We start from the raw sequence: 23,758 nt of genomic DNA, 5'->3' as shown, positions 1-23,758 counted from the left end.
AGTACGTACGCCGTGGCCGGGGGCGGGTTCGATCCCGCACCCGTCGCGCGTGGGCTATCGGGACGGCCGTACGAAGGGGGACGCGGAGGGGAGAGGGGTGGCCGTGGACAGGTGCGCGGTCGCGCCCTCGACCTGCCGCACCGGGCTCTCGCCGGGCCGGTGGTCCGCGCCCGCGCCGGTGGACAACTGGGACCAGGCGCCCAGGGCGATCGCGACGGCGGCCGCGGTGGCGGACACCCGCCCCGCGCGCCGGACCTTGGCGCGGCGGTCCAGGTCCCGCCACGGGACGCGCACCCACGGGTCGTCCGGCTGCCACAGGTCGCCCACGGCGTGCGGAGGCTGGAGCTGCCGTCCCGCCGCGCGCTCCGTGGCGGAGGGCTCCCGGGGAGCCGTGACACGTATGGCGGACTCGCTGTCCGTGAGGAACCTCAGCCACACGTCGTCGGGGACCGGAGGAACGCCGGGCGGCTCGTGGGGGATTCTCCGCCCGTCCGGCTCTTCGGAGGTCACGTCCCGTCATCCCCTTCCCGACTGTCGGCCCGATCCGCACGTCGTGCAAGATCAGTATGCCGCCCGTTTCCCGGAGCCGCGCCCCCGTCGGGTCCCGGTCCGTGCCCGCGAGACCGACTCGGTACCTGCTGTGGGGGGGAGCGGCCGGCCGCTCCCCCCCACGCGGGTCAGACCGTGGCGGGCAGGACGTGGTCGCCGGCCTTGTCGGTGCTCAGGCACAGCGAACAGACGACCGCGTCGTGGGTCGGGCAGGCGGCCACGTCGGGCCGCTCGAACCGCTGCCGGCACACATGGCACGCGTAGGTGACGGCGCTGGGGTTGCCGTCCTCGTCCAGCAGGGGTTCGGCGATGCCGTCGCCCGTGCGCCGCAGGTAGTAGCGGCCCTTGGTGACCACGGCCATCAGTGGCGTGACGACGAAGGCGATGACGGCCGCGGCGACGGGGGAGTAGGGCTGGAGCGTGTCCCCGAGGACGTGGAAGTACATCGCGATGGACAGCCCCGAGGCGGCGACGAACGCCACGACACCGACGGGGTTGACCGCGTAGAGCATGCCGCGGCGGAACTCCGGGGCATGCGGTGACAGCTTCAGCACGTACTTGTTGATGCCGATGTCGGTGGCCACGGTGACCACCCAGGCGATCGCGCAGTTCGAGTAGAAGCCCAGGATGCTGTTGAGGAAGCTGAACATGTCCGCCTCCATCAGGGCGAGGGCGAAGCCCAGGTTGGCCAGGACGAAGACCATCCGGCCCGGGTAGCGCCGGGTGACCCGCGTGAAGGAGTTGGTCCAGGCGAGGGAACCGGAGTACGCGTTCGTCACGTTGATCTTGATCTGGCTGATGACGACCAGCACCACCGCCAGCGGCACGACGAGCCATGACGGCATCATCGCGTCGAAGGCGCCCTTGAACTGCTGGATCGGCTCGGGCGCGGCGGAGGCGCCGACCTCGGCGATGACGTACACCGCGAGGAACACACCGATGGCCTGTTTCAGTGCCCCAAGCACAACCCATCCCGGGCCGGCCATCACCACGGCCGCCCACCAACCGCGCTTGTTCGCCTCGGTCTTGGGCGGCATGAAGCGCAGGTAGTCGATCTGCTCGCCGATCTGCGCGATCAGCGACAGGCACACGCCCGCGCCGAGCAGCACGGAGGCGGTGTCGATGCCGCCGTCCCCGTCGGTGCCCGCGTAGGCGAGGAAGCGGTCGACGGTGCCCGGGTCGGTGGCGACCAGGTAGAGCAGCGGGCCGACCATCAGCAGCAGCCAGATCGGTGTCGTCCACACCTGGAGCTTGCTCAGTGCCGTCATGCCGTAGACCACCAGGGGGATCACCATCAGCGTGGAGACCAAGTAGCCCAGCCAGAGCGGCAGTTGGAGGCCCATTTTCAGCCCCTGCGCCATGATCGAGCCTTCCAGGGCGAAGAAGATGAAGGTGAAGCTGGCGAAGATGACGCTGGTGAGGACCGAGCCGAAGTAACCGAAGCCGGAGCCTCGGGTGATCAGGTCCAGGTCGATGTTGTAGCGGGCCCCGTAGTAGGCCAGCGGGAAGCCGGTCACGAAGATGACGACCGCGGCGACGGCGATCGCGAGAAGCGCGTTGCCGGTGCCGTGGGCCAGGCCGATGCCGGCCCCGATGGAGAAGTCGGCCATGTAGGCGATGCCGCCGAGCGCGGTCGTCGCCACGACCATCGGGGTCCAGCGCCGGTAACTGCGGGGCGCGAAGCGGAGCGTGTAGTCCTCGAGGGTCTCCCTGACGGCCTGGTCCGTGCCCGGTACTGCCTGTGGTGCGGGTTCCGGCTCGGCCACTGCGGCCAGTCGCGGCTCGGCACTCATGCCACGCCTCCTTGCTGCGCGTCGGGTACTGACAAGGCAGGCACGGTAGGCAGCGGCCGTTACCCCTGAATGCTTCCTGGGTGATGGGAGTGTTTCGGGGCCTTCTCACCCGGTACCAGCGGCCTCTACGGCACTCCCAGCACGAACAGCACGTATCCCGCGTACGACCCGGAGGTCAGTGCGGCCGTGCCGAGCACGGCGGCCAGGGACGGCCGGCGGAGCCGGCGCATCGCCAGAGCCAGGGGCACGAACAGCGGGAAGAGCGGCAGCAGATAGCGTGAGACGTTGCCGAAGTACTGCTGGGTGGTCATCACCATGAGGTACGAGAGGACCGTGTACACCACGAGCACGGCGGGCGGTCGCAGACGCGCCAGCAACACGGTCAGCACCGGCACCGACAGCACCACGCAGAGGCCGATCACGTCCTCGAAGGGCATCGCGAAGAGGTAGTCGAAGTGGCCGACGGGGATGGATGTCAGCACGTTGAACGAGTGGACTCCCCAGTCGAACTTGTGCCCCCAGGCGCCGTCCTGGAGCTTGGAGTATCCGTTGATGTCGCCCATGCGGTAGTTGACCCAGGCGAGATAGCCGAACAGGCCCAGGGGCGCGATCGCCACGGCGGCCAGGGGGCGGCGGACCCCGTCCGCACGTCGGCGCAGGGACAGCACCGCCGCGACGGCCAGGGCGGCGACCAGCGCCACGGCGGTGGGCCGGCAGAGCCCGGCCGCGCAGGTCAGCAGACCGGCCGTGAGCCAGCGGCGGGTCATGACGGCGTGGCAGGCCCACGCGGCGAGAGCCGTGTACAGGGACTCCGAGTAGCCCGACCACTCCGTGCCCGAGCCGGGCCAGACCGCCCACAACCCCGCCGCGACCAGCCCTCCCCGGTGGCCGCCGAGACGCGCGGTGACGGCGTACACGCCGAGCGCGGCGGCGAACGAGGCGATGACGGACACCGTCAGGCCGGCGCCGTACAGGCCGAGTCCCGTGCACTCCGAGACCAGCCGCATCAGGGCCGGGTACAGCGGGAAGAACGCCGCCGAGTTGCCCTCCAGCGTGATCATGCCCGTCGCGCCCGGGACCGGTTTCAGGGCCGGGTCGTACCCGTGCGCCGCGATCTGCTGGTACCACCAGCCGTCCCAGCTGGCCAGGACGTCCCAGGGGTGCTCACCGCCTCCGAAGCGCGGGTTCTTCTTCCGGAAGTCGCCGGCCGCGTCCAGCAGATACATGAAGACGGCGAAGCCGGCCAGCTTCAGCACGCCGTACGTCAGCAGCACGGGCCCGTAGCGCGCGGCGGCGGCGCGCAGCCGCGGCCGGAACTCCCGGGAGCCGCGGGGGACTCGGTGCTCTTCGGCGCGTGAGGGCGGGCGGCGCAGCTGGACGGTGCTCATGGGGCGGAGGGTCCTGTCGTGCGGCGGGCCGGGAAGACCCAGGCCCGGAAGAGGAGGAAACGCAGCAGCGTCGCGGCCAGGTTGGCGGCGATCAGAGTCACGAGCTCGACCCGGTGGCCGGCGCCCGGCGCGCTGTGGTGGAGGACGGCCAGCGAACCGCTCGTCAGGGCCAGCCCGACCAGGAACGTGGCGAGGCCCTTGAGGTGGTGGCGCAGTGCGCCGCCACGGCCCCGCACACCGAAGGTGAGCCGGCGGTTGGCCGCCGTGTTGGCGAGCGCGCTGGCGAGCAGGGCGAGCGCGTTGGCGGCCTGCGCCCCCGCCGCCGGTCTGAGCAGGCTGTACAGCAGCACGTAGCACAAGGTGCTGGCGGCACCGACGGCGCCGAAACGCACCACCTGCCGGGCCAGCCCCGTGGGCAGGTCCCCGGCGAGGCCGCCGCCGCTGCGGCGCAGCGCGGACAGCGGCAGCCTGCCGCGGGCCAGGGCCCCGCCGAGCCTGGCCATGCCGCGCAGATCCGCCAGCGCCGTGGAGAGGATGTGGACCCGGCTGTCGGGGTCGTCCACCCAGTCCACCGGCACCTCATGGATCCGCAGGCCCGCGCGCTCCGCGATGACCAGCAACTCGGTGTCGAAGAACCACTCGCGGTCCTCCACCAGCGGCAGCAGCCGCTCGGCGACGTCCCGCCGCACCGCCTTGAATCCGCACTGAGCGTCGGAGAAGCCCACGGCGAGCGTGCCGCGCAGCAGCCCGTTGTAGCAGCGGGAGATGATCTCCCGCTTCGGCCCGCGCACCACCCGTGAACCCCGGGCCAGCCGGGTGCCGATGGCGATGTCGGAGTGGCCCGAGATCAGCGGCGCGACCAGCGGCAGCAGCGCGGCGAGGTCGGTCGACAGGTCGACGTCCAGATACGCGAGCACCGGGGCGGGGGAGCGGGACCACGCGGTGTGCAGCGCCCGGCCCCGGCCCTTCTCCGCGAGCCGGATCCAGCCGGTGCCGGGCAGTTCCGCGGCCAGCCGCGCGGCGATCTGCGGGGTCCGGTCGGTGCTGGCGTTGTCGGCGATGGTGATGCGGAAGGCGTAGGGGAAGGTCTCGCCGAGATGCGCGTGCAGGCGCCGGACGCAGGGTTCCAGGTCGTTCTCCTCGTTGTACACGGGAACGACCACGTCCAGGACGGGGTCCGGATGGTGCGCGGGCAGCGGCGCCCGGCGGGGCAGCGCGGACGGTTCGGGTACGGGGCGGTCGACCAGGGCCGACCGCCGTGCGGTTCTCATGGCGTCTCACGGTCTCTTTCTGGTGCGCGGGCAGGCCGGCGCGCCGGTTCCGGGCATGCCGAAGGTGCCCGTGGCGGGTGGTGCGGTGAAGGATGCGGGGCGGGGAGCCCCTGACGTGGAGGGCCGCTCAGGCGGCTACTCGGTGGAGGCCGACGCGGAGGGTTCCTCGGAGTCCAGCGCCGACGGAGGGACCGCCGTCGGTGTCGGGGAGGGCGGCGGCGCGGGGGGCGTCGTGCCGGTCCGGCTCTCCGAGGCCGTGGCTGTCGGCGTGGGGTCGGGCGGCCGGGTGGTCGTCCCGGACGGTGTGATGCCGCCGGTGGTGGTCGCGGGCAGGGACGTCTCGGGCTGCAGGGTCGGGGTGGGACTCGTCGCCGACGGGTCGGGCGTCGGCGTGCCGTCCGGTGAGGCCGTCGGGCTCGTCGCCGGCTGCGGGCGGGGATCGGCGGGCTGCGCGCGGGTGAGCACGCCGGGCAGAAAGGCCAGTCCGACGCTGAGCCCGGCCACCGCCACCGCGGAGCCGCCCGCCTTCCACAGCATCCGCGACCGGCGGCGGGCCCGGATGCCCGCGTGCAGCCGCTGCCGGTGCGCGGGCTCGTAGGGGGTGTGCTCCCGGGTGTCGTGCATGAGCCGCGACAGGTCCCGCTCGAAGTCGTCCATCGGTTCTCCTTTCACCCCACGGGCCTGACGGTGTCGGACAGGATCTGGCGGAGCCGGGCGACTCCGCGTGACGCATGGGACCGGGCGGTGCCCACCGGACAGCCCAGGGCCTGGGCGACCTGGGCCTCGGGCAGGTCCTCGCAATAGCGCAGCACCACCGCGGCGCGCTGCTTCGGCGACAGCTGGGCCAGCGCCGCCTCCAGCCGGGAACGCTCGGCGACGTCGGAGGACACGTCGCCCGGGTCGGCCCGGTCGGGCAGCTGGTCCACGGGGCGCTCGCCCCACCAGCGCCGCCGCGCCGAGCGGGCCGCCAGCCGCACCAGCACCGTCCGGACGTACGCCTCCGGAGCCTGCTCGGCGACCTTCGGCCACGCGAACCACAACTTGACCAAGGCCTCCTGCACCAGATCCTCGGCCCGCTGCCGATCGCCCCCCGTGAGCAGACGCCCGACATGGAGCAGCGCCGACCAACGGGCGGCCGCGAAATCGTCGAAGCCGTCCGCCCGAAACTGCTCCATCCTCACCGTCCTGCGTCTCAGTGGCCCCCTACACCTCTCAAAAGACGCTGGCCCCCGCCCCACGATGCACTCAAAACCTGTGATCCACATCACCTCGGGCAGGGCGGGTCAGAGCATGGGAAAGGGGCCCGTGCACCGGCACGGGCCCCTTTGCGGGTTCGCGGTCCTCCCAGGCTCAGCGGGCTCCGGGGCCGCCGCTGCCGAAGCCGCCGCTGCCGCCCTCGTTCCACCGCGGACGCTCCTGCGACGCGCTCGTGCGGTCGCTCATGTTGCCGTGTCCCTTGAGCTGGTGCGGGGTCAGGCGCTCCTCGCTTCTCGGGACCTCCTCGGGCTCACGGCGCTCACTGGTCTCACGGACCGGGCCCCCGTCGGGCAGCCGCGGCTGCTCGTCCGGCCGTGGTGCGGGCAGTTCCCTGCGCTTGAGGCGAACGCCGAGGACGAAGGCCCCCAGCAGCAGGGCCACGACCACCACACCCGCCACGATCAGCCCGATGCCGACGGCGCCACGGCCCGCGGCCATCTCCATCCATGCGCTATTCATGGCACGCGGGTACCCCTGGTCCCCTGCGTGAACCCGCTGGACACGGGGGGCGCCGCACCGGGGGGAACACAGGAGAACACCGGGTTTGACAAGCGCCGGCCGGGGCTACCCGCGCGGTGTGACTTCGACGACATCCCAGGAGGAGCTGTTCCGGTTCCTGGAGGACCGTTTCGCCTGTGCGCAGGCGTGCACGGAGTGCGCGCGGGCGTGCGCGCTGCGCGCCAGCCTCGTGGATCCCGACGGCACCGAGAACCAGGAACTCGTACGACGCAAGGGCATCATGTGCGCGGAGGTCTGCGACGCGACCTGCCGAGTGCTGTCCGAGCAGAACCAGGTGGATGAGAGCACCATCCGCGTCCAAGTGGAGTGGTGCCGGACCGTGTGCCTGGAGGCCGCCCACGTCTTCGACCGGCAACCGGGAGCGGAGGACTCGGCGGCGGCGTGCCGCGCCTGCGCGCGGGCGTGCACGGATTTCCTCGCCACGCTCGAATGACCGACACCATTCCCAATTTCTGAAACACGTTCTACGGTGTGCGCCGACAGGACCGGTCTGGGGAGCCTGGAGGCGCCGTGCACCTCGAATACACGCCCGAGCAGCAGCGGTTGCGCACCGAACTGCGGTCCTACTTCGCCGAACTGGTCCCGGACCACGCCTACGCCCGGCACGGCGACCCGGCCGCCCAGAAGCGGTTCTACCGCGAGACCATCCGGCGGCTCGGTGCGGACGGCTGGCTGGGTGTGGGCTGGCCGAAGGAGTACGGCGGGCGCGGCCTGACGGCCATGGAGCAGTTCATCTTCTTCGACGAGGCCGCCCAGGCCGGTGTCCCGCTGCCGCTCATGGCGCTGAACACCGTCGGGCCGACGATCATGCAGTACGGCACCGAGGAGCAGAAGGCCCGCTTCCTGCCGAAGATCCTCGCCGGCGAGATCGACTTCGCCATCGGCTACAGCGAGCCCGGCGCGGGAACCGACCTCGCGTCCCTGCGCACGCGGGCCGTGCGGGACGGCGACCACTACGTCGTCGACGGCCAGAAGATCTGGACGACCAACGGCGACACGGCCGACTGGGTGTGGCTGGCCGTGCGCACCGACCCGCAGGCCCCGCCGCACAAGGGCATCACCATGCTCCTGGTGCCGACCACCGACCCGGGCTACTCCTGCACCCTGATCAACACCCTCGCCTCGCACGACACCACCGCCAGCTACTACGAGAACGTACGCGTCCCCGTCTCGCACCGGGTCGGCGCCGAGAACCAGGGCTGGCGGCTGATCACCAACCAGCTCAACCACGAACGCGTGACCCTGGCAGCCCACGGCACCATGGCGATCCGCGCCCTGCACGACGTGCGGCGCTGGGCGCAGGAGACCAAGCTCGTCGACGGCCGCCGCGTCGCCGACCTGCCCTGGGTGCGCCGCCTGCTGGCCCGCACCCACGTCCGGCTGGAGGCGCTGAAACTGCTCAACTGGCAAATGGTCGGCGCGGTCCAGGACGGCACCCTCACCCCTCAGGACGCCTCGGCGGTGAAGGTCTACGGCTCGGAGGCCCGGCGCGAGGCCTACGCCTGGCTCATGGAGATCGTCGCGGCTCCGGGTGCCCTGAAGGAGGGCTCGGCCGGTGCGGTCCTGCACGGCGAACTCGAACGGGGCTACCGCTCGGCCGTCATCTTCACCTTCGGCGGCGGCAACAACGAGATCCAGCGCGAGATCATCTCGTGGATCGGGCTGGGGATGCCGCGGGTGCGGCGCTGAGGGGTGTCAGGGCCGTCAAGCTCTGCCGGCCCCGCAGGTGGACGCGGCACCCGAGGGCGGCGCCGGTCAGACCGTGACGGCCGGGCGTGCGGGTGCGGTCTCGGTGTCGTCGGAGGGAGCCGTGTCGGTGGCAGGCGAGGGGGACCTGCGACGGATCGCCAGGCCGACCATGGCCACACCGATGACCAGCAGGAATGCCATGCCGGCGAGGGCGAAGCTCAGGGTGTACTGGCTCTCGGCGGGCAGGGCGGGGACTCCGGCGGGCAGGTTGTCGAGCGTCCGGGAGGCGAGGAGCGAGGTGACGACCGCGCTGCCGATCGCACTGCCGGTGGAGCGGGAGATGGAGTTGATGCCGTTGGCGATGCCGGTCTGATGGTGCGGGACACCGGCCACGATCAGGGCGGGCATCGCGGCGTAGCCGAAGCTGACGGCGACGCCGACGACCATGCCCGCCAGGATCACCGACGCGGTGGTGTCGTGGGCGAGGGTCAGCCAGGCGAAACCGATCACGCCGAAGGCGGCGCCGACGGCGAGGGTGAGGCGCGCGCCGATACGGCGTACCAGCATGCCTCCGAACTGGGCGGCCGCGAGCGAGACGAGGGCGGAGGGCAGCAGGTAGACGACGGAGGCGCGCAGGACGGAGGCGCCGAAGCCGTAGCCGGCGATGTCGGAGGGCGTCTGGACGAGGTAGGAGACGCCGATGAACTGCGCGAACATGGCGAATCCGACGAGCAGTCCGGCGGCGTTGGTGAACAGCACCGGCCGGTGGACGAACATCTTCATGTCGACCAGGGGGTCGCGGACCCTGCGCTCGATCACGACCCAGAGGGCGGTCATGACGGCGGCGCCGATGAAGAGGCCGAGCGTGCGGGCAGAGGTCCAGCCCCAGGTGTGGCCCTGTGAGATGGGCAGCAGAAGCAGGACGAGCACCAGGGCGAGACCGGTGGCGCCGAGCCAGTCGGTCCGGCCGCCGGTCCGGGTGCGGGGTGCGGGGACGGCGACCGCGACCGCGACGAGGGCCGCGGTGGCCAGTGCGGCGGCCAGCCAGAAGACCTGGTGGTAGTCGGGGTGGGCACCCTTGGAGAGGAGTCCGGCGCTCACCAGGGCGAGGCCGCTGCCGAACCCGAGTGTTCCGCTGACCAGGGCCATGGCGCCGGGCAGCCGGGCGGGCTGGACCTCGGCGCGCAGCACGGACAGCGCGAGCGGGAAGATCGCGGTGGCGGCACCCTGCATCACCCGGGCCACGATGAGCCACAGCATGGAGCTCGTGGTCGCGGCGAGCACGGATCCGGCGACCATCACCACCAGCACGCCGAGCAGAGTCGGCTTGGTGCCGTGCTGGTCGCCGAGGCGGCCGAGGAGCGGGGTGAAGACCGCGGCCGACAGCAGCGTGGCGGTGGTGACCCAGCTGACCTGGGCGGTGGTGGCGCCGAGGTCGTTCTGGATGATGCCGAGGATCGGGATGACCAGGGTCTGCATCATCGACACGACCATGGCGGCGAGGCCCAGTACCAGGACGAGGCTGAGACTGCCGGTGCGGCGCTCCGGCGTGGCGGCAAGGGAGGACTTCACGGTCTTCTTTCCGGTGGAGGGGGTGCCCGAAGGATGGATGCATCGATGGTCGAGGACAGAGACCATTGAGGTACTATATGCTTGAGGACATCAAACGATAAGAGCTTGGTGAATGTCAAAGGTTGGGAGGTTCAAGCTTTTCGCGGTACCCTCGGGACATGTCCCCGATCCCGTCCAAGGCGCAGCTCATGGAGCTGCTCGCCCATTCGGTCAGTACGCACTACGCCGACTTCACGGCTGCCGCCGCCGACACGGGCCTCACGTCCAGCCAGGCGAAGACCCTCTCGGTGCTGCGTCGCGCGCCCGCCTCGATGCGCTCGCTCGCACAGACCCTCGCCTGCGACGCCTCGAACATGACCGGAATCATCGACCGGCTCGAAAAGCGGGACCTGGTCCGCCGCGAGGTCAGCCCCACCGACCGCCGCGTGAAGAACGTCGCCCTCACCGAGGTGGGCGAGAAGGCGATCGACACGATCCGCGAGCGGATGGAGCAGACGCAGACCGGCCTGGACCAGCTGTCCGACGAGGAGCGCGCCGAACTGTTCCGTCTCCTGACGGCCGTCTTCCCGCGCTGATGCGCGCTGGGTGAGTGCTGGCCCGCCGAGCACTCGAACGGTGACGTGGCGGGTCGACGGGGCCCGTGGGCCCGGGGCGTCCGGGCGGGCCCGACTCCAGATGGAGCAGTGCCGCGGGCTCCTGCCCTAACGCCCTCCGGCCGGCTCACCGTCCATGGCGGCAGGAAGTCCCTGGACGCCTAGGGTGAAGCCGCGAGTAGCGCCACCGAGGCCGACACCCGCGACTGCGACGGGCAGGGCAGCCTGGAGCTGCCCTGCCCGTCCACACTGATCAACCGGAGGATCAGCCCACCGGGTCGGTCACCGTGACAGAGCCCGTCCGGAGGGCCGGCGCGGTGATCTCCCTCTTGAGGATCTTGCCGCTGGGGCCCGTGGGCAGTGTGTCCACGAGCCACACCCGGCGCGGGTACTTGTACGCCGCCACGCGCTCCTTGACGAACTGCTGGAGCTCGTCCGGAGTGACCTGCGCCTTCGGGCGCAGCACCACCGCGGCCGCGATCTCCTCGCCCAGATGCGCGTCGGCCACGCCCACCACCGCGGCCAGGGCGACGGCCGGGTGCTCGTGGAGCACCTCCTCGATCTCGCGCGGGTAGACGTTGTAGCCGCCGCGGATGATCATGTCCTTCTTGCGGTCGACGATGTACAGGTAGCCGTCCTCGTCCTGGCGCGCGAGGTCGCCCGAGCGCAGCCATCCGTCCTGGATGGTGGCCGCTGTCTCCTCCGGACGGTTCCAGTATCCCTTCATCACGTTCGGCCCGCGGACGGCCAGTTCGCCGATCTCGCCCTGGGCCACCTCCTGGCCCCTGTCGTCGAGGAGCCGCACCTCCACGTCCTTGATCGGGGTGCCGACGGACCCGGCCTTCCGCGGCCGGTCGGGGTGGTTGAACGTGACCACCGGACTGGTCTCGGACATGCCGAAGCCCTCCAGCACCACACAGCCGAAGCGACGCTCGAAGCCGTGCAGGACCTCCACCGGCAGCGAGGCTCCGCCGGAGACGCACATCCGCAGCGTCGACACGTCCGCCTCCGGGGGGTGCTGGAGCAGCGCCGCGTACATGGTCGGCACGCCCTCGAAGATCGTCGCCCGGTCGCGGGCGATGGCGTCCAGTACGGTCTGCGGGTCGAAGCGGGGGATCAAGGTGAGGGAGGCACCGGCGCGGAGGGTCACGCTCATCGTGCAGATCTGGCCGAAGATGTGGAACAGCGGCAGACAGCCCACGACCACGTCGTCCGCCGTCATCTGCTGCACATGAACCGTGTTGACCTCGGTGTTGTGCCGCAGTCCGGCGTGGGTGAGGGTGGCGCCCTTGGGGCGGCCGGTGGTGCCGGACGTGTACAGCAGCACGGCCACGTCCTCGCCGTCCGGCTCACTCACCTCCGGCAGCGGCTCGTGACCAGCCAGTAGGCCCGCGAAGGCGACGGACTCGACGGCCATGTGCCGTACTCCGGCGGCGGCCGCCCCCTGCGCGCCCTCGCCGGGCGCCTGGTGCCACTCGCAGAGCAGCACCGCGCCGGAGTCGCGCAGGTGGTACTCGGTCTCCCGGGTCTTCAGCAGCGGGTTCATCGGGACGACGACCGCGCCGGCGCGCAGCACCCCGTAATACAGGACCACGAACTCGGGAACGTTGGGCAGCATCAGGGCGACCCGGTCTCCCGGTCGTACGCCCTCGGCCCGAAGCAGAGCGGCGGCGCGGGCGCTGCGCTCGTCGAGCTCCGCGTAGCTGGTGACCTGGTCCCCGAGTCGCAGCGCGGGGCGTTCCGGTTGCAGCCGTGCCGTCTCCACCAGGAACTCCGCCAGATTGGCCATGACCCGCCTCCAGGAACGTCACCGTTGAAATCCGTTGTTCACGTTGTCGACATGGTGCTGGCATGCGTGGCGACGGCCTATGTGCGGTACGACAGCGCGTGCCCTCCCGGATTGTCCGTGATGACAAAACAGGGGCATTAAGCTGCTGGAATGGACATCTCGGGGGTTGTCTCGGCGCTTCATGCGAGGCTGCCGGAACTGGGCGAGCGGATGGCGCAGCGCATCCGCTCGGACGTCGACGCCTACAAGGACGAGGCGCTGATCCCCTTCGACTCGCTGCGCCGCTCGTGCACCGCCAACGCGGACCTGCTCCTGGGCCAGCTCGGCCGCGCAGGCGCACAGGACCCGAGCCCGGCCCGGGAGACCGGCCGCCTGCGCGCAGAGCAGGGCGTGCCGCTGGCGGACACCCTGCACGCGTACCGGATCGGCTTCGAACTCCTGTGGACGGACATCCTTGCCGAGGCACGCACCCATCCCGAGGTCACCGACGCCCAGTTGGTGTCCCAGTCGGCGGAGGTCTGGGCCCTGTTCGGCCGCTACGCGGAGGCGGTGGCGGCGGCCTACCGGGAGACCACAGCCGAACTGACCTCGCGGCGTCAGGCCCGCCGCTCGGCACTGGTGGAGGCGCTGTTCACCGGCGTCATCGCCGACCGCACGCTGTGGGAGGCGGCCCGCGAGCTGGGACTGCCCGACCGCGGACCCTACGTGGTCGTCGCGGCGGCAGCCGACGCCCCCGGTGAGGAGCCGCTGGCCGGGACGGAAACGGCGCTGCGTCAGGCCCAGATCCGCTTCGCCTGGCGGCTGCTGCCCGACCAGCAGATCGGTCTGGCCGCGCTGCCCACCACGACCGCGGAGGGCACCTGCCTGCGCATCCTGCGCCGCGCGGGCGCCCGCGTGGGCGTCAGCCCGTGCTTCCCTTCGCTGCGGGACACCCCACAGGCCCTGCGCTTCGCCCGTCTTGCTCTGGCCGGCATCCCGGGCACCGGCCCCGGCGTCGCGCGCTTCGACGACGACCCGCTGGCGATGGTGGTTGCCGCCGCCCCGGCCGAGGCGGCGCACTTGGTGGAGGTGGTCCTGCAACCCCTGCTCGATCTCCCGGCCGCCGAGCGTGCCCGGCTCCTGGAGACCGTGGAGCACTGGTTCGCCGCCGCCGGCTCCGCCACGGAAGCGGCGCGCAGCCTGTTCGTCCACCCCAACACCGTCCGCTACCGGCTGCGGCGCGTCGAGGAGCTCACGGCCCGCTCGCTGTCCGATCCACGGGCGGTGGCGGACATCCGCGTCGCGCTCCTGGCGGCACGCCGGGCGAGCGCGTCGTTCAGTGACGTCATCCGGTGACTCGGCTGTGTACTGATGCCGCACATGCCGCACACGGCGTGTCGTGATGCCCGGAGCCCCGGGCCGCGCCGGCGATGGTGGGCGACATCTGCGCCGGGCGGGTGCGTGAGAGGAGAAGGGGCGAGGTGCTCATGCGTCGCTGCCGGGTGGTCGCGTCGTCTTGGTGGGAGGGCAGGGGTACAGCGAGTTAAGACATCCCTCTGCGAGCGGGCGGCGGTCTGGGCCGAATGGCCCAGAACCAGTGGGCCACTCAGGGGCCGGGTTCCCTCGGCTTCGCCGGCTGCATGAATTATGAACGCCGGATCGCCTGAGGCGGGCCGTCCGGAACCGCTTTGCCGAACCGGCAACAAGACTCGTACGCCCGCGCCGTTACTCGCATGATCGGGTACTGATCTCGGCGCATGGCAGATCAAGGATCCCGGAGGAGCCATGTCGAAGCAGGCCACAGCAGTGACGCCCCGGCTGGTCCCCTCGCCCGCGGGCCGGATCCACCTGGTGGAGCAGGGCACCGGGCCGCTGGTGCTGCTGGTGCACGGCTTCCCGGAAGTGGACGCCTCCACGACGTGGATGGCCGACGCGATCAAGGCTTACCCTCACACCCTGCCCGGTCTGGTCTCTTCCCGCATCCTCGACGGCTGCGGCCACTGGATCCAGCAGGAGCGCCCCGCCGAGATCAACCGGCTCCTTGTCGACTGGCTCGCCTCCCTGCCCGCCTGAAGGCTCTCCGAGTGCTGCTCGTTGCCGCGACCGGAGCCACCGACACTCCAGTCGCCGACTCCGGTCGCCGAATTACCCCTCCCCGGTAGATTGACGACGGCGGGCCGATTCAGCTCAAGCGCGGATGGAACCCATGACGACAGTCGCTCACCGAGGAGGCACGGCCCACGGTGCCGTGCTCCGGTGGACACGCGCTGCCGTGATCGCGACGGTGACGGTGCTCGCCGTTCTCATCCACCACGAAACGGTCGCCGCCATCACCCACGTGCCGCCGACGGGAACGGCGGGCGGAAGCGGCTCCAGAGGGGTGCACCACCCGCCCCCACCGAGCACACCTCCGCACCCGCACGGGCACACCGCGCCGACCGATGCCGCGGCCGAGACTGCGGCCGACGACGACGGGGCCTGCTCCGGCACGGCGATGCAGCACTGCACCGCCGCCGACATCGACATCGAGAAGCCGGCGCCTGCCCACCAGCCCTCCACAGGCCGGCCTCGGGCCGTCCACCACGGAGCGGCCGGCGGCCGGGACGTCCCGGGAACGACGGGAAGGGCACCACCCGATCTTTCGGCTCTCTCTCGCTTGCTGCTGTAGGCCGCATCCGCGGCCGAGCGCGGCCATACCTGCGCTCGGCCACGCCGGTATGCGGTCCCACCACAGCGACATCGAGACAAGGAACCTCCTCGTGAACAGCATGAACCGCCGCTCCGTCCTGCTGGCCGGCCTCGGCGCCGCAGGCGCCGGCGCGCTCGCCGCGTGCGGCAGCTCCGGCGACACGCTCGCCCTGACCGGCCCCTCCGGACCCGCCGTCACCGCCGCGGAAAAGAAGCGCACCAGAACCGGCAGGACGCACCAGGTGACCCTGACAGCGGCCCGGGCCAAGGTTGACCTGGGCGCCGGGATCACGACCAGCACCTGGGCGTTCAGCGGCCGCACGCCGGGCACGGAACTCCGGGTCTCGGCCGGTGACACGCTCGACGCCACGCTGTCCAACCAGCTGCCGGACGGGGCCACCACCTCCGTCCACTGGCACGGCATCGCCCTGCGCAACGACATGGACGGCGCGCCGCCCGCCACCCAGACCGCCGTCCGGGCGGGACACAACTTCACGTACCGGTTCACGGCGAACGCCCCCGGCACCTACTTCTTCCACCCGCACGTCGGTGTACAGCTCGACCGGGGGCTGTACGCACCGTTGATCGTTCAGGACCCGAGGGAACCTCTGTCGTACGACGAGGAGTGGGTGATCGTCCTCGACGACTGGCTCGACGGCGTCACCGGCACCCCGGACGAGGCCTTCGCCGAGTTGAGGCAGGGCATGGGCGGGATGCACATGGGCCACGATTCCGGCAGACCGTCCGGCTCAACCGCCCCCTCGGGCCACGAGGGCCATGACATGGGCGGCATGGACATGGGTACCGGCGCGGGCGCGGCGAGCAGCTCACCGTCCCCCTCCTCCAGCGGCCGCAAGGGGTCGGAGTTCATGCTCATGGGCGCCCGGAGCTCCCTGCTCGGGGGTGACGCAGGCGACGTGAAGTACCCCTACCACCTGGTCAACGGGCGTGTCCCTGCTGACCCGGACGTCTTCCGCACCAGGCCCGGCAAGCGGGTCCGGCTGCGCCTGATCAACGCCGGCGGCGACACCGCCTATCGCGTCGCCCTCGGCGGCCACAGGCTCACCCTCACCCACACCGACGGATTCCCGATCCGGCATCAGCAGGTCGACGCCGTACTGATCGGCATGGGCGAGCGCTACGACGCCCTCGTCACCCTGGACGACGGCGTCTTCCCGCTCGTCGCACTGGCGGAAGGCAAGAACGCCGGCGGCATGGCTCTGGTCCGCACGGGCTCGGGCGGTGCGCCGAAGCCGACGGCCCGCCCGAGAGAACTGGACGGAATGATCACGACCGCGGCGAGGCTGCGCGCGGCGGACGACGTGCGGCTGCAGCCGAGGAAGGCGGACCGCGTCCACCGCATCGAGCTGACCGGCGGCATGATGACGTACGACTGGGCCATCAACGGCGAACGATTCGACATGAACAACCCGGCCGCGAACCCGATCACGGTCGAAGAAGGCCAGCGGGTACGGCTGGACTTCGTCAACACCACCACCATGTGGCACCCGATGCACCTGCACGGCCACACGTACCAGATCGGCAGCGGCGGCCCGCGCAAGGACACCGCGATCGTCCTGCCGAAGAAGACACTGTCGGTGTACTTCGACGCGGACAACCCGGGGCAGTGGATGCTGCACTGCCACAACGCCTACCACGGTGAAGCCGGAATGATGGCGCTGGTGGGCTACGAGGGCTGATCCAGCGGTCTTGCCGCCGTCACCGCCCGGTCGTGGGCCGCCGGCCGTCCCTGCGGAGGCCCGCGCGGCCGTCCGGTGAGGGGGAGTACGGGGCCCACGATCAGCCGGCGGGATCCTTCTCCTGACGGACCACCACCACCGGGCAGGCCGCGTGCTGGGCACATCGCTGGCTGACGGACCCCAGCATCGCCCGGGCGAAGCCGCCGATTCCCCTGCGGCCCACGACGAGAAGCTCGGCCCCCTCGGAGGCCTGGATCAGCGCCTCAGAAGGGTCGCCCTGGACAAGGTGTTCCTGCAGCCGGGGCGGACGCTCGCCCGGAAGGACGGCGCGCAACTCCTGCGCGAACCGCTCCCGTGCCTGCTCCAGATCGAAGTCCGGGTCGGCCGCCGGTCCGCTCCAGCCCCGGGCGGACGGCGTGTCCCAGACATAGATCGCCTCCACGGACCCGCCGACCATCTGTGCGTGATGCACCGCCCACCGCAACGCGGCATGGGAGGCGGGAGATCCGTCCACGCCCACGACCAGCCGTGGAATAGGTTCAGAGGATTGCATGGTGACCTCACTCGGCAGTGGCTGTCCCCGTACTCCACGCTGCCCGGATCCGTGCGCCGGAGGAAGGGCCGACCGGCCCTGGCCGGGGCATCGGGGCCGGCGGCGGGCAGGGCCGTTCGGCCCATGACGTCCCGGGGGGTATGGGCGAGCCTGGAATCGTCGGGAGACACTTCCCAGGCAGTGGAGGACGTCATGCACGGCTCTGTGTACACAGTGGGCGATGTGATGACCTGCACCGTTGTCGCTCTGTCCGCTGGGGCGACCTTCAAGGAGATCGTGCGGACCGTGGAAGGGCGGCGGATCAGCGCACTGCCCGTCGTCGACACCCGGAAGCGGGTCGTCGGCGTCGTCTCGGAGGCAGATCTGCTGCGCAAGGAGGAGTTCCGCGACAGCGCCCCCGACCGGGGACCTCGGGCCCGGCCCCCGGAAGGGCTCGAGAAGGCGCAGGCGATCACCGCGGCCGACCTGATGACCTTCCCGGCCGTCACCGTCCACCCCGACGCGACCCTCGCCCGGGCCGCCCGTGTCATGGCCCGGCACAAGATCAAACGGCTGCCGGTGGTCGACGACGACGGTGTGCTGCGCGGAATCGTGAGCCGTTCGGATCTGCTGCGGGTGTTTCTGCGGCCCGATCACGACATCGCACAGGAGATCCGGCACGAGGTCCTGGCCGGCCGGCTGCCCGACGGAATCGATGCGGTCCGCGTCGAAGTGAACGAGGGCGTCGTCACGCTCACCGGCCGCGTGCCCGACACCTCCGTCGTACCGCTGGCCGTGCGTCTCGTGCGGGCCGTCGAGGGAGTGGTGGACGTACGCCCCGAGTTCACCGGGCCCCCGCACCGTCCCGCCCTCGAACCGGACCTGGCGCAGGAGGAAGGGCGGCGGACCACGCCACGGCCGAGGGCATGAGCGTCCCGCGAGCGACGGGCCGCGCAGCCCGGCGGGGCAGGGCCGTTCGGCCCTCGTCACCCGCACCCGGCAGGCGGAGACTGGACCTGTGGGAAGGAGGGCGACATGACCGGCATGCTGGAGCGAGTGCCGGGCCGGCCCGACCTGTTCGACCGGGTGGAGACGGGGCTCCCGGCGGCGCACGTCGCCCCAGGGCTGCACGGCATCCGCATCGAGGAACACCTCGGGAAGGGCACGTACGTCGTGCGGGCCGAACTTCCCGGTGTCGACCCCGGCAACGTCGAGATCACCGTCGAGGACGGGCTGCTGATGCTGCGCGCCGAGCGCACCGAGCAGACCACCGAGAAGCACCGCACCGAGTTCCGCCACGGCACCATCGCCCGTGCCGTCAGGCTTCCCGCCGGAGCGCGGGGCGACGACACGACCGCCGAGTACGAGGACGGTGTCCTGACCATCACGGTCCCGGTCCCGGAGGAGAAGACGGGAACCAGGGGCCATCCCGGTGCGGCACGCCTGAGAGCGGCGGGCGTCCGCACCACAACCGTGTGCGCGGCCGGTGTCACACCGGCCGCGCACACGCCGTCCGGGCCCCGGACGCCCCTGATGTCTCAGCAGATGCGCGGAAGTTGCTCGCCCAGGGGCATGTCCACCACGCGCCGCGCGCCGACCAGTGTGTGCAGAACGACCCAGCCCTCCGGCCCCCGGGGCGACACCTCTCCGATGCGCACCGCCTGCCGACCCTCGGAAAGGGAGCGCAGACCCGCGAGCGCCTCGTCCGCCGCCGTCGGGGCGACGAAAGCCACCAGACAGCCCTCGTTGGCGACGGTCAGGGGATCGAGGCCGAGCAGATCGCAGGCGGCGCCGACGGCCTGAGGCACCGGGACGGCACTCTCGTCGACGTGGACGGTCACGTTCGAGTCGCGGGCGATCTCGTTGAGGGCCGCGGCCAGTCCGCCGCGGGTCGGGTCGCGCAGGCTGTGCACGTGGTCGCCGAGGGGCGCGAGGGCGTCGACCAAATGGTGCAGCGGGCGGCTGTCCGAGGCGATGTCGCTTTCGAAGCCGAGCCCTTCGCGCGTGGACAGGACGGTCGTGCCGTGCAGCCCGATCGGGCCGGACAGGAGTACGGCGTCCCCGGGCCGCGCGAGCGCGGCGGACGGGCGCAGCCCCAGGTGCCGGTGTCCCACACCCGTGGTGTTGACGAAGATCTTGTCCACCGCGCCACGGCCCACGACCTTGGTGTCGCCGGTGACGACGGGGACCCCGGCGTCACGAGCCGCCTCGCCCAATGACTCGACCACACCGCGCAGTTCGGCGAGCGGCAGACCCTCCTCGACGATCAGGGCCACGGACAGCGCGATCGGCCGCGCTCCCCGCATGGCCAGGTCGTTGACCGTGCCGTGCACGGCCAGGGAGCCGATGTCGCCGCCGGGGAAGAACAGCGGGCTGACGACGAAGCTGTCGGTGCTGATCACGAGGTCCGGGCGGCCGGGCAGCAGCGCGGCGTCCTCCAGAGGTCCTTGGTGCCCGTCGAGGGCGGGCAGCACCAGCGTGTCGAGGAGCTCGGCGGTCAACCGCCCTCCCGCGCCGTGACCGAGCAGGACGACGTCGTCCTCGTGGTGGGGGACGGGGCAGTCGGGGGTCATGGCGCATGCACTTCCGTCGTGCGGCCGGCGGCGTGGAAGGCCGCGCAGGTGCCTTCGGCGGACACCATCGGTGCGCCGAGCGGATGGCGGGGCGTGCAGCGGGTGCCGTATGCCGGGCAGTCCGTGGGCAGCCGGGCACCGGTGAGTACGGCGCCGGCGATGCACTCGGGGTCCTCGACGGTGCGAAGACCGCCGACGTCGAACCGCAGCGCGGCGTCGAAACGCGCGTACGTCCCGGTGAGTTCCAGGCCGCTGCCGGGCAGCTCGCCGATGCCGCGCCAGGCACGGTCGGTGACACGGAACACGGTGCGGACCGCGTCCTGCGCCTCGGTGTTGCCCGAGCGGCGCACGGCCCGCACGTACTGGTTCTCGACCTCGCAGCGGCCCTGTTCCAGCTGGCGTACCGCCATGAGGACGCCCTCCAGCAGATCGAGCGGTTCGAAGCCGGTGACCACGATGGGCACGCGGTAGTGGGCGGCGATCGGTTCGTACTCGCGCCAGCCCATCACCGCGCACACGTGCCCCGCCGCGAGGAAGGCCTGGACCTCGCAGTCCGGGTCCTCCAGCAGGGCGGTCATGGCGGGCGGCACCAGAACGTGACTGACCAGCATCGAGAAGTTGGCCAGCCCCAGACGTGCGGCGTGCAGCACCGCCATGGCGTTGGCCGGCGCGGTCGTCTCGAACCCGACGGCGAGGAAGACGACCTGGCGCTCCGGGCACTCCATGGCGATGCGCACCGCGTCCATCGGCGTGTACACGACCCGTACATCCGCGCCGCGCGCCCGCAGCGACAGCAGGTCGGTGTCCGTGCCGGGCACCCGCAGCATGTCGCCGAAGCTGGTGAGGATCGTGCCGGGGCGGCCGGCGATGGCCATCGCCCGGTCCAGGGTCTCCAGCGGGGTGACGCACACCGGGCAGCCCGGGCCGTGGATCATGCGCATGCCGGCGGGCAGCAGTTCGTCGATGCCCTGGCGGACGAGGGTGTGGGTCTGGCCGCCGCAGACCTCCATGATCCGCCAGGGCGTGGACGCGGTGCGGCGCAGTTCGTCCAGCAGCCTCCGGGCGAGTGCCGGGTCACGGTATTCGTCGAGGTACTTCATCCGGGTTCCCTCACTCGTGCTCCGCCGGACAGGGCCAGGTCGACGTCGACGACGCCTTCGACGGAGCGCACGATGCGGGCGACGATCGGTACCAAGGAGGCGTCCCCGACCCGGCCGGTGAGGGTGACGACGCCGTCGGTGACGTCCACCAGGACCGGCTCGGGTGTGGTGGGGAAGAGGGGCAGGAGGATCTCGTGGCGGATCTCCTCGGCGATCTCGTCGTCGGTCCGCAGGAAGACCTTGAGGAGGTCGGCGCGGCTGACGACGCCTTCGAGGAGGCCTTCGTCGTTGACGACGGGCAGTCGTTTGACCTTGCGCTGGGCCATGACGCGGGCTGCCTGGGCGAGGGTGGCGTCCGGGTGGACGGTGACGGCGGGGGTGCTCATGACGTCGGCGGCGGTCATGCCTCCCGCTTTGGACAGGTCGGACAGACGGTCCATCTGGGTGAACCGGTCGGGGTCGCTGTCGCGGAACTCCTCCTTGGGCAGCAGGTCGGCTTCGGACACGACACCGATCACCCGGCCCTCGCCCTCCAGTACGGGCAGGGCGCTGACCTTCCATTCCTGCATGAGGGTGACGATGTCCTTGAACGGGGCGTCACGGCCCACCGCCACCACGGTGTGGGTCATGACGTCGCTGACGAGGTGCGGACTGATGCGCATGGTGTTCCTCCTGAGGGCATCAGGTGCGGTCGACGGTCAGGTCCAGGAAGTGCGTGGAGCACGAGATGCACGGGTCGTGGTTGCGGATGGCCCGTTCGCACAGGCGCGTCAGTTCCTCGTCGGACGGATCGCTCTCGGCGAGGACCTGCTCGACGGTCCGGACCAGGTCGTCCTCGATGGCGCCCTGGTTCTGCGCGGTGGGCGGCACCAGGCACGCGTCCGTGACGGTCCCCTCGGTGTCCAGCTCGTAGCGGTGGTAGAGCAGTCCGCGAGGTGCCTCGGTGGCGCCATGGCCGGTGCCCGCGACGGGGGGAACGTCGACGTGGGGACGGTCCGGAGGCTCATACGCCTCGATGATCCGCAGCGCCTCGTCGATCGCGTGGACCACCTCCACGGCCCGCACCAGCACCGACCGGTACGGGTTGCGGCACACCGCTCCCCGGGCGGGATCACCCAGCCCCGCCTCGAGTGCGGCCTCCCGCGCCGTGGACGAGAGCCCGGCGCCGCCGACCGCGAACCGGGCGAGCGGCCCGGTGAGATGGCGCCGGCCGTCGAGCCGGGAGTGCAGTGCGGTCGAGTGGGGCACCTGCTCCTCGCGCACATGATCGAGGAAGGCGCGGACCGGGAACTTCGCCCGTCCACCGTCGCCGCGCAGCACGGTCGGGACGCCGTCCTCGACGGCGTACGTCGCCGGAGAGGCGAGGGCCAGCAGGTCGGCGTCGAGTGCGGCGTCCGGAAGGTCGAAGCCCGCGACCCAGCGGACCGTGTCCCACGCGTCGTCGGCGGCCCGCCGCAGACGCTCCCGCAACGGCCGCAGCTCGGCTCGGGCGGGCGCCCGGTGAAAGCCGCCGATCCGGACGTTGACCGGATGGATCGCACGGCCACCGAGCTGTTCGAGAATCGCGTTGCCCGCCTGTTTCAGCCGCAGTCCCCGCTCCACGTCGGCGCGCCGGGTGCGGGCGAGGCCGACGGCACTGTCGCAGCCGAGGAAGTCCGGGGCGTGCAGGAGGTAGATGTGCAGGGCATGGCTTTCGATCCACTCTCCGCAGTACAGCAACCGGCGCAGTTCGCGGATCGGGCGTCCGACCTCGACCCCGCAGGCGTCCTCGATCGCCCGGCAGGCGCTCATCTGGTACGCCACGGGGCAGATCCCGCACACCCGGGCGGTGATGTCGGGCGGCTCGGTGTACGAGCGGCCGCGCAGGAAGGCCTCGAAGAAGCGCGGCGGTTCGTAGATCCGCAGGCGCGCCTCCTCGACCCTGCGGCCGGCTACGCGCAGGTGCAGGGCTCCCTCCCCTTCCACGCGGGCGAGGGAGCCGACCCGCAGGACGCGGGAGCCACGGTGGGTCATGACCGTGCCTCCTTGTCGAAATCGGGTGCGTTGAAGGTGTGCAGGAGGCGTTCGACGTCGCGGTCGTCCAGGCCGTCGCGGTGCAGCAGCGGGATCAGTGCCCGCAGGTTCGGCGAGCCCGACGGGCCGAAGCAGCCGTAGCAGCCGCGCCCGTACGCCGGGCAGATGGCCCCGCACCCGGCGTGCGTGACGGGGCCGAGGCAGGGGGTGCCGTGTGCCACGGTGACGCACACCGTGCCGCGGCGTTTGCAGGCGAAGCACACGCTGTGGTTCGGGACGTCCGGTTTGCGGCCGGCCAGACGGGCGGTGATCACCTCGATCAGCTGCCCGCGGTCGATGGGGCAGCCGCGCAGCTCGAAGTCCACGTCCACGTGGTCGGAGACGGGGGTCGAGGTGGCGAGGGTGTCGATGTAGTCGGGCCGTGCGTACACGGTGCGGGTGAACTCCTCGACGTCGGCGAAGTTCCGCAGCGCCTGGATGCCCCCGGCGGTGGCGCAGGCGCCGATGGTCACGAGGTAGCGGGACTGCGCGCGGATCTCCCGGACCCGCTCGGCGTCGGCGGGTGTGGTGACCGAGCCCTCGACGAGCGTGAGGTCGTACGGGCCGGGCTCCACCGCGCTGGACGCCTCCAGGAAGTGGACGATGCGCACCTTCCCGGCGAGTGCGAGGAGCTCGTCCTCGCAGTCCAGGAGCGTGAGCTGGCAGCCGTCGCAGGAGGCGAGCTTGAACACCGCGAGCGTGGGGACGGTCATC

General features: G+C 71.5%; 22 protein-coding genes and 2 pseudogenes. 9 read left to right on the top strand and 15 right to left on the bottom strand.

Annotated features, from left to right (window positions below; genetic code table 11):
* Window positions 1-54: 54 nt before the first annotated feature.
* From ACIQU3_RS04210 to ACIQU3_RS04180, 7 genes are all read right to left on the bottom strand, one after another.
* Complete coding sequence (locus ACIQU3_RS04210; protein ID WP_403923293.1) at window positions 55-510, bottom strand: hypothetical protein; 456 nt, start codon at window positions 508-510, stop codon at window positions 55-57.
* 167 nt (window positions 511-677) lie between these two features.
* On the bottom strand, window positions 678-2,342 hold the full coding sequence (locus ACIQU3_RS04205; protein WP_403923291.1) for a purine-cytosine permease family protein: 1,665 nt from the start codon (window positions 2,340-2,342) through the stop codon (window positions 678-680).
* A gap of 125 nt (window positions 2,343-2,467) precedes the next feature.
* Complete coding sequence (locus ACIQU3_RS04200) at window positions 2,468-3,730, bottom strand: hypothetical protein (RefSeq protein ID WP_403727868.1); 1,263 nt, start codon at window positions 3,728-3,730, stop codon at window positions 2,468-2,470.
* Window positions 3,727-5,001: a glycosyltransferase gene (locus ACIQU3_RS04195; protein WP_403727872.1), complete on the bottom strand. Its 1,275-nt coding sequence runs from the start codon at window positions 4,999-5,001 to the stop codon at window positions 3,727-3,729. Before ACIQU3_RS04195 ends, ACIQU3_RS04200 begins: the two co-directional genes overlap by 4 nt.
* Window positions 5,002-5,136: 135 nt before the next feature.
* Window positions 5,137-5,658, bottom strand: a complete 522-nt coding sequence (locus tag ACIQU3_RS04190; protein ID WP_403727874.1) for a cellulase — start codon at window positions 5,656-5,658, stop codon at window positions 5,137-5,139.
* Between the two features lie 11 nt (window positions 5,659-5,669).
* Window positions 5,670-6,176 carry a SigE family RNA polymerase sigma factor gene (locus tag ACIQU3_RS04185; protein ID WP_403727877.1) on the bottom strand — a complete coding sequence of 169 codons (507 nt, stop codon included), beginning with the start codon at window positions 6,174-6,176 and terminating at the stop codon, window positions 5,670-5,672.
* A 175-nt stretch (window positions 6,177-6,351) separates the two neighbouring features.
* On the bottom strand, window positions 6,352-6,717 hold the full coding sequence (locus ACIQU3_RS04180; RefSeq protein WP_403727879.1) for a DUF6479 family protein: 366 nt from the start codon (window positions 6,715-6,717) through the stop codon (window positions 6,352-6,354).
* A 118-nt stretch (window positions 6,718-6,835) separates the two neighbouring features.
* Here ACIQU3_RS04180 and ACIQU3_RS04175 point away from each other — a divergent pair, with 118 nt between their 5' ends.
* Window positions 6,836-7,210, top strand: a complete 375-nt coding sequence (locus tag ACIQU3_RS04175) for a ferredoxin (protein WP_403923289.1) — start codon at window positions 6,836-6,838, stop codon at window positions 7,208-7,210.
* A 77-nt stretch (window positions 7,211-7,287) separates the two neighbouring features.
* Window positions 7,288-8,466, top strand: coding sequence for an acyl-CoA dehydrogenase family protein (locus ACIQU3_RS04170; protein WP_403727883.1), 1,179 nt, complete (start codon window positions 7,288-7,290; stop codon window positions 8,464-8,466).
* Between the two features lie 66 nt (window positions 8,467-8,532).
* On the opposite strand, the gene ACIQU3_RS04165 is transcribed toward ACIQU3_RS04170, so the two are convergent.
* On the bottom strand, window positions 8,533-10,104 hold the full coding sequence (locus tag ACIQU3_RS04165) for an MFS transporter (RefSeq protein ID WP_403923288.1): 1,572 nt from the start codon (window positions 10,102-10,104) through the stop codon (window positions 8,533-8,535).
* Between the two features lie 92 nt (window positions 10,105-10,196).
* Between ACIQU3_RS04165 and ACIQU3_RS04160 the strand changes: the two genes are divergently transcribed.
* Entirely contained in the window at window positions 10,197-10,613 is a 417-nt protein-coding gene (locus tag ACIQU3_RS04160) for a MarR family winged helix-turn-helix transcriptional regulator (protein ID WP_403923287.1), read from the top strand.
* A 283-nt stretch (window positions 10,614-10,896) separates the two neighbouring features.
* On the opposite strand, the gene ACIQU3_RS04155 is transcribed toward ACIQU3_RS04160, so the two are convergent.
* Entirely contained in the window at window positions 10,897-12,420 is a 1,524-nt protein-coding gene (locus ACIQU3_RS04155; protein ID WP_403923286.1) for a long-chain fatty acid--CoA ligase, read from the bottom strand.
* Between the two features lie 150 nt (window positions 12,421-12,570).
* Here ACIQU3_RS04155 and ACIQU3_RS04150 point away from each other — a divergent pair, with 150 nt between their 5' ends.
* The 4 genes and pseudogenes from ACIQU3_RS04150 (at window position 12,571) to ACIQU3_RS04135 (ending at window position 16,787) form a co-directional block, all read left to right on the top strand.
* Window positions 12,571-13,755: a PucR family transcriptional regulator gene (locus ACIQU3_RS04150; RefSeq protein ID WP_403727891.1), complete on the top strand. Its 1,185-nt coding sequence runs from the start codon at window positions 12,571-12,573 to the stop codon at window positions 13,753-13,755.
* A 546-nt stretch (window positions 13,756-14,301) separates the two neighbouring features.
* Window positions 14,302-14,472 (top strand): annotated as a pseudogene (locus tag ACIQU3_RS04145) (alpha/beta hydrolase); the annotation flags it as partial.
* 199 nt (window positions 14,473-14,671) lie between these two features.
* Window positions 14,672-15,067: a hypothetical protein gene (locus ACIQU3_RS04140; RefSeq protein ID WP_403923284.1), complete on the top strand. Its 396-nt coding sequence runs from the start codon at window positions 14,672-14,674 to the stop codon at window positions 15,065-15,067.
* Window positions 15,068-15,158: 91 nt separating this feature from the next.
* The gene (locus ACIQU3_RS04135; protein WP_403727898.1) at window positions 15,159-16,787 is read left to right on the top strand and encodes a multicopper oxidase family protein; all 1,629 of its coding nucleotides are present in this window, start codon (window positions 15,159-15,161) and stop codon (window positions 16,785-16,787) included.
* Window positions 16,788-16,887: 100 nt separating this feature from the next.
* On the opposite strand, the gene ACIQU3_RS04130 is transcribed toward ACIQU3_RS04135, so the two are convergent.
* The gene (locus ACIQU3_RS04130; RefSeq protein WP_403727901.1) at window positions 16,888-17,340 is read right to left on the bottom strand and encodes a universal stress protein; all 453 of its coding nucleotides are present in this window, start codon (window positions 17,338-17,340) and stop codon (window positions 16,888-16,890) included.
* A gap of 192 nt (window positions 17,341-17,532) precedes the next feature.
* On the opposite strand from ACIQU3_RS04130, the gene ACIQU3_RS04125 reads away from it, so the two are divergent.
* Both ACIQU3_RS04125 and ACIQU3_RS04120 read left to right on the top strand, forming a co-directional pair.
* Entirely contained in the window at window positions 17,533-18,249 is a 717-nt protein-coding gene (locus tag ACIQU3_RS04125) for a CBS domain-containing protein (protein WP_403727906.1), read from the top strand.
* Between the two features lie 105 nt (window positions 18,250-18,354).
* Window positions 18,355-18,669: pseudogene (locus ACIQU3_RS04120) on the top strand (Hsp20/alpha crystallin family protein); the annotation flags it as partial.
* A gap of 188 nt (window positions 18,670-18,857) precedes the next feature.
* On the opposite strand, the gene hypE reads toward ACIQU3_RS04120, so the two are convergent.
* From hypE to ACIQU3_RS04095, 5 genes are read right to left on the bottom strand one after another with little or no spacing between them, the layout of a single operon-like run.
* Window positions 18,858-19,892, bottom strand: a complete 1,035-nt coding sequence (hypE, locus tag ACIQU3_RS04115) for a hydrogenase expression/formation protein HypE (protein WP_403727908.1) — start codon at window positions 19,890-19,892, stop codon at window positions 18,858-18,860.
* Window positions 19,889-20,992: a hydrogenase formation protein HypD gene (hypD, locus tag ACIQU3_RS04110; protein WP_403727910.1), complete on the bottom strand. Its 1,104-nt coding sequence runs from the start codon at window positions 20,990-20,992 to the stop codon at window positions 19,889-19,891. The genes hypE and hypD overlap by 4 nt, the downstream gene beginning before the upstream one ends.
* Window positions 20,989-21,654 carry a CBS domain-containing protein gene (locus ACIQU3_RS04105; protein ID WP_403727912.1) on the bottom strand — a complete coding sequence of 222 codons (666 nt, stop codon included), beginning with the start codon at window positions 21,652-21,654 and terminating at the stop codon, window positions 20,989-20,991. Before ACIQU3_RS04105 ends, hypD begins: the two co-directional genes overlap by 4 nt.
* Window positions 21,655-21,673: 19 nt before the next feature.
* Window positions 21,674-23,005, bottom strand: a complete 1,332-nt coding sequence (locus tag ACIQU3_RS04100; RefSeq protein ID WP_403727915.1) for a Ni/Fe hydrogenase subunit alpha — start codon at window positions 23,003-23,005, stop codon at window positions 21,674-21,676.
* Complete coding sequence (locus ACIQU3_RS04095; RefSeq protein WP_403727916.1) at window positions 23,002-23,757, bottom strand: oxidoreductase; 756 nt, start codon at window positions 23,755-23,757, stop codon at window positions 23,002-23,004. The genes ACIQU3_RS04100 and ACIQU3_RS04095 overlap by 4 nt, the downstream gene beginning before the upstream one ends.
* Between the last annotated feature and the right edge of the window lies 1 nt (window position 23,758).

It is taken from the genome of Streptomyces sp. NPDC101110 (assembly GCF_044759525.1).
GTDB lineage: Bacteria > Actinomycetota > Actinomycetes > Streptomycetales > Streptomycetaceae > Streptomyces.
This window is presented reverse-complemented; position numbering and strand designations above follow the sequence as displayed.

Excerpts from the sequence above, each read along its gene's own strand:
- ACIQU3_RS04165 (WP_403923288.1), bottom strand. The coding sequence starts at position 10,104 with ATGGTCTCTGTCCTCGACCATCGATGCATCCATCCTTCGGGCACCCCC.
- ACIQU3_RS04105 (WP_403727912.1), bottom strand. The coding sequence starts at position 21,654 with ATGCGCATCAGTCCGCACCTCGTCAGCGACGTCATGACCCACACCGTG.
- hypE (WP_403727908.1), bottom strand. The coding sequence starts at position 19,892 with ATGACCCCCGACTGCCCCGTCCCCCACCACGAGGACGACGTCGTCCTG.
- ACIQU3_RS04180 (WP_403727879.1), bottom strand. The coding sequence starts at position 6,717 with ATGAATAGCGCATGGATGGAGATGGCCGCGGGCCGTGGCGCCGTCGGC.
- ACIQU3_RS04130 (WP_403727901.1), bottom strand. The coding sequence starts at position 17,340 with ATGCAATCCTCTGAACCTATTCCACGGCTGGTCGTGGGCGTGGACGGA.
- ACIQU3_RS04095 (WP_403727916.1), bottom strand. The coding sequence starts at position 23,757 with ATGACCGTCCCCACGCTCGCGGTGTTCAAGCTCGCCTCCTGCGACGGC.
- ACIQU3_RS04100 (WP_403727915.1), bottom strand. The coding sequence starts at position 23,005 with ATGACCCACCGTGGCTCCCGCGTCCTGCGGGTCGGCTCCCTCGCCCGC.
- ACIQU3_RS04150 (WP_403727891.1), top strand. The coding sequence starts at position 12,571 with ATGGACATCTCGGGGGTTGTCTCGGCGCTTCATGCGAGGCTGCCGGAA.
- ACIQU3_RS04160 (WP_403923287.1), top strand. The coding sequence starts at position 10,197 with ATGTCCCCGATCCCGTCCAAGGCGCAGCTCATGGAGCTGCTCGCCCAT.
- ACIQU3_RS04205 (WP_403923291.1), bottom strand. The coding sequence starts at position 2,342 with ATGAGTGCCGAGCCGCGACTGGCCGCAGTGGCCGAGCCGGAACCCGCA.
- ACIQU3_RS04185 (WP_403727877.1), bottom strand. The coding sequence starts at position 6,176 with ATGGAGCAGTTTCGGGCGGACGGCTTCGACGATTTCGCGGCCGCCCGT.
- hypD (WP_403727910.1), bottom strand. The coding sequence starts at position 20,992 with ATGAAGTACCTCGACGAATACCGTGACCCGGCACTCGCCCGGAGGCTG.
- ACIQU3_RS04190 (WP_403727874.1), bottom strand. The coding sequence starts at position 5,658 with ATGGACGACTTCGAGCGGGACCTGTCGCGGCTCATGCACGACACCCGG.
- ACIQU3_RS04195 (WP_403727872.1), bottom strand. The coding sequence starts at position 5,001 with ATGAGAACCGCACGGCGGTCGGCCCTGGTCGACCGCCCCGTACCCGAA.
- ACIQU3_RS04200 (WP_403727868.1), bottom strand. The coding sequence starts at position 3,730 with ATGAGCACCGTCCAGCTGCGCCGCCCGCCCTCACGCGCCGAAGAGCAC.
- ACIQU3_RS04125 (WP_403727906.1), top strand. The coding sequence starts at position 17,533 with ATGCACGGCTCTGTGTACACAGTGGGCGATGTGATGACCTGCACCGTT.
- ACIQU3_RS04155 (WP_403923286.1), bottom strand. The coding sequence starts at position 12,420 with ATGGCCAATCTGGCGGAGTTCCTGGTGGAGACGGCACGGCTGCAACCG.